Genomic DNA, 6,660 nt, shown 5'->3' on the forward strand with positions numbered 1-6,660 from the left:
GTGGTCGCCCCGGCTCCCGGGTTCAATCGTCTTCGTCGCTGTCCTGATAATGTTCGAACAGCTGTTTCAATTCGGCCTGGGCCTTGCCGTTCAGCGTGTCGTTGCCGAACAGGCCTTTGGCATCCATGCCGCCCGGTGTCATACCGGTCAGCAATGACAGCACGTCGTAGACATGCCGCACGGCATGGATGTGGAAACGTCCGTCGTTGACCGCCTCGATGACGGCTTGCTTGAGCATCAGATGCTTGGCGTTGTCCGCGGGGATGATCACCCCCTGTCGCCCGGTCAGGCCGCGCTGTTCACACAGTTTGAAGAAGCCTTCGATCTTCTCGTTGACGCCGCCGACAGCCTGAACCTCGCCCAACTGATTCATCGAACCGGTGACGGCGAATCCCTGATGCACCGGGACCTGGGCGATGGCCGACAGCAGCGCGCAGTATTCCGCCACGGTGGCGCTGTCACCGTCGATGTGGCCGTAACTTTGCTCCATGGCGATGTGGGCCGACAGCGTCAGCGGGAAACGGCGGCCGAATTCGTGCCCCAGGAAGCCGCTGAGAATCATCACGCCCTTGCTGTGGATGGCCTGGCCCAGTTCGACTTCGCGTTCGATATCGACAACGCCCTTGGCCCCGACATGAACGGTGGCCGTGATGCGCGCCGGGGAACCAAACCGGCTCTCGCCGATTTCCATCACCGTCAGGCCGTTCACGCAGCCGACACGGTCGCCTTCGGTGTCGATCAGCACGGTGCCTTCCTGGATCTCGGACAGGATCTGATCAGCGATGCGGCTGTTGCGGTATTCGGCGGCATCGAGCGCGCGCTCGATGTGGTTCTGGTCGATGAACTTGGTCTCGTCGTGACGACACAGGAAGTCGGCCTCGGCGAACACCTTGAATACCTTGATCACCTGGGCGGACAGTCGGGACTGATGCTCCGCCTCGCGCAGGCTGTATTCGATCAGCCGGGCCAGGGCCGCTCGCGTCAGCGGTCGCAGACCCTTGTCTTCGCCGTAGGCTTTGATGCGCAGGATAAGGTTATCGACGGTATCCTGATTGCGCGGTATGAAGTTGTCGAAATCGACCGGCACCCGGAAGAGTTCGTTGAATTCCGGGTCCCACTCCTGCAACTGGTAATAGATATCCCGCGAACCAAGCAGGATGATTTTCACGTTCAGCGGAATGCTCTGGGGGCTGAGCGTGATCGAATGCATCAGGCTGACGTCCAGGAAGGGCGATTCCATTTTCAGTTGCTTGGTTTTCAGCGCGAGCTTGAGCGCATCCCAGGCGAAGGGTTCGATCAGCAGTTTTTCCGCATCCAGAATCAAGTAACCGCCGTTGGCCCGCAACAGGCTGCCCGGACGGATCAACTGGTAGTTGGTGACCGGCGTGCCCTGCTGGGTGCTGTATTCAATGCGGCCGAACAGGTTCTGATAGGTCGGCAGCATTTCATAAACAACCGGGGCGCCGGTGTTGATCTCATGCTGCGTCAACAGGTTGGGCCGCAGATAGGTCTGCAGCGCCTGCTTGCGTTCCTGGTCGCTGCGCACCTCCAGACCCATTTCATCGGCGTACAGTTCCAGGATCATTTCCGGCAGATGGTTTTTGACGGCGCGCAGGTAGCGCAAAACCGACAACTGGCTCTGGTATTTGACCTCCAGTTCCTTGAGCAGCGGTTTGATCGCCTGTTGAACCGTTTCGGTATTGAGCTGCCGCAGCTGTTCGGAACTGTTGCGCTTCCAGGTCGGCAGTTCGAGCAGTTGTTCGTTCAGGTACTCCTCGATCTCGCTGATGCGACGCTGGAACTCGCCACGCAGGTCCTCCGGCAGTTGCGCGAACTCGGTCTCGTCCAGCGCCTTACCTTCGATTACCGGCAACAGCATGACGGTGTTGCCGTCCGACACCACGGCGATGTCGTGCTGGTTGGCGAAGCGCTCGACCACCGCCATGGCGGCGTCGTATTTCTGATTGAACGTCCGGTCGATGGCGGTGCGTTTGCGCTGGTAGGTCGGGTTCTCGAAGGCCGCCGGGAAGGTGTCCATCAGGTCTTCGATGAAGGTGTTGATCGCCTTCAACAGCTCTTCGCCGCGCGATGCCGGCAATTCCAGCGTCATCGGTTCGCGCGGGTTTTCGAAGTTGTTGATGTAGGCCCATTCGGACGGCGAGGATTGGGTTTCGGCCAGTTCTTTGACGTACTTGGAGACCAGCGACTGGCGACCGGTACCCGACTCCCCCATCACATAGAGGTTGTAGCCGGAACCGCGCATGGCGATGCCGAATTCGAGCGAATTCTTGGCGCGGGGCTGGCCCAGGAAACCGCTTGAGCCTTCCAGGTCGGCCGTGGTTTCAATGTTCAAATGGCTCAGGTCGACCTGCGCCTTGAGTTGCTGCGCCGACAAAGCGTTCGGCGCGGTCTTGGTGGTTGTCTGTGGCATGGGTTTCCTTAACCGGACAGGGGCGACGAGGATCCGATAACCAGTCTAGACTAGACGGCTACGACCCCTTTGATATGGGGGTGAGCCTGGTAGCCGACGATCTCGAAATCTTCGTAATGATAGTCGAACAGGGAGTCCGGCTTGCGATGAATGGTCAACCGCGGTAGCGGGTAGGGTTCGCGCGTCAGTTGCAGGTCGGTTTGTTCGCGATGGTTGCTGTAGATGTGCACATCGCCGCCGCTCCAGACAAACTCGCCGACGTCCAGATCGGCCTGTTGCGCCATCATGTGGGTCAGTAGCGCGTAACTGGCGATGTTGAACGGCAGCCCCAGGAAAACGTCGCAGGAGCGCTGATAGAGCTGGCAACTCAGCTTGCCGTCCGCCACATAGAACTGGAACAGGCTGTGGCACGGCGGCAGCGCCATCTTGTCGACATCGGCCGGGTTGTAGGCGACGACCAGCATGCGGCGGCTGTCGGGGTTGGTCCGAATGGTGTTCAACACCTGGCTGATCTGGTCGATGGTGTCGCCGTCCGGCGTGCGCCAATGGCGCCACTGCTGGCCGTAGACCGGCCCCAGGTCGCCGTTTTCGTCGGCCCATTCGTCCCAGATGCGAACCTTGTTCTCCTTCAGGTAACGGATGTTGGTATCGCCGCTGAGGAACCAGAGCAATTCATGGATAATGCTGCGCAGGTGCAATTTCTTGGTGGTGACCAGCGGAAAGCCTTCCTGCAGATCGAACCGCATTTGATAGCCGAAAATGCTGGTCGTGCCGGTGCCGGTCCGGTCCTCTTTCTCATTGCCGTGGGCCTTGATGTGTCGAATCAGATCGAGGTATTGCTTCATGCGTTTTTGCCTTGTTTCTTGCGCTTGCCCGTCTTGGACGACGGAGTCTCGACAGGTGTTTCAAAAATGGGTGTGCGATAGGCCCAAACCATCAAGCCGATGCCGACCAGAATCATCGGCAGACTGAGCAGCATGCCCTGGGTCACAAATCCCATCGCGAGGATGCCCAAATGAGCATCCGGCTCGCGGAAGAACTCCGCGGCCGTGCGGAAGACCCCGTAGCCGATCATGAAAAAGCCCGCCACGGCCTTGCGCGGGCGCGGCTTGCGACTGAACCACCACAGCAACAGAAACAGCGCCAGACCTTCGCCGGCCATCTGGTAAAGCTGGGAAGGGTGACGGGTCAGACCGTCGACCTGGGGAAAGATCATGCCCCAGGGCACATCCGTTGGCCGGCCCCAGAGTTCGCCGTTGATGAAGTTGCCCAGACGTCCGAAAAACAGACCGGGCGGCACCAGGGGCGCGACGAAGTCCCCGACCGCGAAGATGGGTTTGTTGTAACGCCGGGCGAAGAGGATGACCGCCAGAGCCACGCCCAGAAAGCCGCCGTGAAAGCTCATGCCGCCTTCCCAGATGCGGAACAGATAGAGCGGATTCTGGAAAAAGAGATCGAGATGATAGAACAGGACATAGCCGGCCCGGCCGCCAATGACGATGCCGAGTACGATGTAAAACAGTAGATCGCCGACCTGCTCCGGCGTGAACCCCCGCCAGGGCTGGCGTTTGGCGCGCCAGATGCCCAGATACAACCCGGCGATGAAACCGAGCAGGTACATCAGGCCATACCATTGAATCTGGATCGGCCCCCAGATGTGCAGGGCGACAGGATCAAATTGCGGGTGAATCATCGGCTCCGTCCGTCCGGGATTGGACGCCGATGATAACACCCGGGAGACGTCCATGTCCTCGCCTGACGATTCCTTGACCCGACCGTGTTATCCGTTCCTGAAACGATCCCGGTCGTGCGGGGCATCGAGCGTCAGGGCCGGCCCCTTGGGGATAATGCCATGCGGATTGATGGTCCGGTGACTGAAGTGATAGTGCCGTTTGATGTGGACCAGGTCGACCGTCGCCGCAATGCCCGGCTGCTGGTAAAGGTCCCGCAGGTAGTTCTGCAGGTTGGGGAAGTCCGCGATCCGGTTGCGGTTGCACTTGAAGTGCCCGACATAGACCGGATCGAAGCGCACCAGGGTGGTGAACAGGCGCCAGTCGGCCTCGGTGACCCGGTCTCCGGCCAGATAGCGTTGCCTGCCCAGCCGATCCTCGAGCCAGTCCAGACTGTCGAACAGACTGTCGAACGCTTCGTCATAGGCTGGTTGGGTGGTGGCGAAGCCGGTCTTGTACACGCCATTGTTGACCGTGTGGTAGACCCGCTCGTTAACGGCGTCGATCTCATCGCGCAGCGGGGCCGGGTAGAAATCCCGATCGTTGCCGGTGATGTGGTCGAACTCGGAATTAAACATCCGGATGATTTCGGCGCTCTCGTTGCTGGCGATGGTTTCCTGGTGTTTGTCCCAGAGTACGGGCACCGTTACGCGGCCGGTATAGTCGGGTTTGGCGCGGGTATAGAGCTCGTGATGGTAGAGACTGCCGTAAAGACGGTCACCGATCGGCGCCGGGCTGCCCACATCCGGGCCCTGGTACTCCCAACCGTTCTCAAGCATGTCCGGGTGGACGATGGATACGTCGATGTGGTCATCCAGCCTTTTCAAGTGGCGGAATATGAGGGTCCGGTGCGCCCAGGGGCAGGCCAGGGACACATAGAGATGATAGCGGCCGCTCTCGGCCTTGAACCCGCCACGCCCGCTCGGGCCGGCCTCGCCATCGCGCGTTACCCAATTGCGAAAATAGGCATCCTCGCGCTGGAACTTGCCACCGCTCTTGCTGGTGTCATACCACTTGTCCTGCCACTGACCGTTGACCAGAAGGCCCATAGCGTTACTCCTCTGCGTTGGTTCGCGCAGCCTGTCAGGCCGACGTTGAATTTTTATATAGAGTAGCGTAAGCGGGCGGGGATCAAAGCAGGAGTTTCTGACCCGGGCGTTCAGATTATTTGAAGCCCCGACGTACTGGTGGTTCAGGTGGGAAATCGGTCAAATGAGCTCCCCGGAAGCAAAAAAGGCAGCCCCAGGGCTGCCTTTTTCGTAGAAGGTGGGACCGGCTTTACTGTACGGCTTCCACCATATGATCCACAGCCGCCTGGACTTCTTCATCGCTCAGGCTCGCATTACCGCCTTTGGCGGGCATGGAGTTGAAGCCATTGATAGCGTGGTCATAGAGGGTTTCAACGCCTTTGTCGACACGAGGCCCCCATTGCTCGGCATCACCCAGGATCGGCGCATTCAGGGCGCCAGAGGCATGACAGGCGGCACAGGCGGAGTCATAGACTTCCTCGCCACTGCGCGGCCCGCTGCTGGCCGGAGCGGCCGCGGCCACACTGGCCGTTTCACAGGCTTCGCCTTGGATACACACATTGCCGACAGGCTTCAGTCGCTCGGCGACCTGGTCGTCATAGGATTCGCCCCATGCCAGACCGGCCAGCAGGGCAAACGTCGTCAGAGCTAGCAGTTTTTTCATTATCGGGCCCGCATATTTGCTGTTGAATTCGAAGGTCGCGCAAGTATACCGAGTTCGGGCTTCGTTGAAAAACCATCTGTTTGTTGGGGGTTTAATCAACTGAGGCCGTCGTGTTCGGTAGTTGGGTAGGTCGGATTAGCGCAGCGTAATCCGACAATGGTGGCCCGGGCACGAAACCGCGCCACCGCCCCATTGTTGGATTACGCCTGCGGCTAATCCAACCTACGACAGAGGCGGTCGTCATTGACGGCGAGAGCGGTATCCTCCCCTGGTGGGCGGTGCCCACCCTACGTACTGCGGCACCGTACCCGTAGGGTGGGATGGTCCGACACCTCGGTCGCCCACCGGGGCATTCTACCCGGCCCCGAACCGTTCCATGGGCACGGTTTTTAACGCACCCACAACGCAAAAACCCCCGATACCTTGCGGTACCGGGGGTTGGTATTAAAAGCTTGACGATGACCTACTCTCACATGGGGATACCCCACACTACCATCGGCGAGGCTGCGTTTCACTTCTGAGTTCGGCAAGGAGTCAGGTGGTTCCACAGCTCTATCGTCGTCAAGCAAACTGGTTGGTGACTGCGGTATGGTTCAGGATTGCTCTATGGCTTTCCCGTTCCGATGCAGTACACCCAATTCGCACTGATCAAGTTCTTTCTCTCAAGTCTCGGTCTGCTACCAAGCGGCTCTTCAGTCAGTCTCTGACTGGCGAACCTTCAATTCTTCGTCTTGCGTTACGGCGCCAACACCCCTTGGGCGTTATATGGCCAAGCCGCACGGGCCATTAGTATCGGTTAGCTCAACG

At 59.4% G+C, this 6,660-nt stretch carries 5 protein-coding genes and 1 rRNA gene; all 6 read right to left on the minus strand.

The genetic code is table 11. From position 1 onward, the window contains the following. Positions 1-22: 22 nt before the first annotated feature. The 6 genes from IE111_RS10885 to rrf all read right to left on the minus strand — a co-directional run bounded on the left by IE111_RS10885 (position 23) and on the right by rrf (position 6,419). Positions 23-2,431: a Lon protease family protein gene (locus IE111_RS10885; RefSeq protein WP_189608591.1), complete on the minus strand. Its 2,409-nt coding sequence runs from the start codon at positions 2,429-2,431 to the stop codon at positions 23-25. A gap of 50 nt (positions 2,432-2,481) precedes the next feature. Then, positions 2,482-3,276 (minus strand): thymidylate synthase, encoded by a 795-nt coding sequence (thyA, locus tag IE111_RS10890; protein ID WP_189608592.1) that lies wholly within the window; start codon positions 3,274-3,276, stop codon positions 2,482-2,484. Then, positions 3,273-4,124 (minus strand): prolipoprotein diacylglyceryl transferase, encoded by an 852-nt coding sequence (lgt, locus tag IE111_RS10895; protein WP_189608593.1) that lies wholly within the window; start codon positions 4,122-4,124, stop codon positions 3,273-3,275. The genes thyA and lgt overlap by 4 nt, the downstream gene beginning before the upstream one ends. A gap of 87 nt (positions 4,125-4,211) precedes the next feature. Beyond that, a complete protein-coding gene (locus tag IE111_RS10900; RefSeq protein WP_189608594.1) occupies positions 4,212-5,210 on the minus strand; it encodes a glutathione S-transferase family protein in 999 nt (332 codons plus the stop codon). Between the two features lie 229 nt (positions 5,211-5,439). After that, complete coding sequence (locus IE111_RS10905) at positions 5,440-5,853, minus strand: c-type cytochrome (protein ID WP_189608595.1); 414 nt, start codon at positions 5,851-5,853, stop codon at positions 5,440-5,442. Positions 5,854-6,303: 450 nt separating this feature from the next. Then, positions 6,304-6,419: ribosomal RNA gene (gene rrf, locus IE111_RS10910) — 5S ribosomal RNA — on the minus strand. Positions 6,420-6,660: the final 241 nt, after the last annotated feature.

Source organism: Saccharospirillum salsuginis, from assembly GCF_014651855.1.
GTDB lineage: Bacteria > Pseudomonadota > Gammaproteobacteria > Pseudomonadales > Natronospirillaceae > Saccharospirillum > Saccharospirillum salsuginis.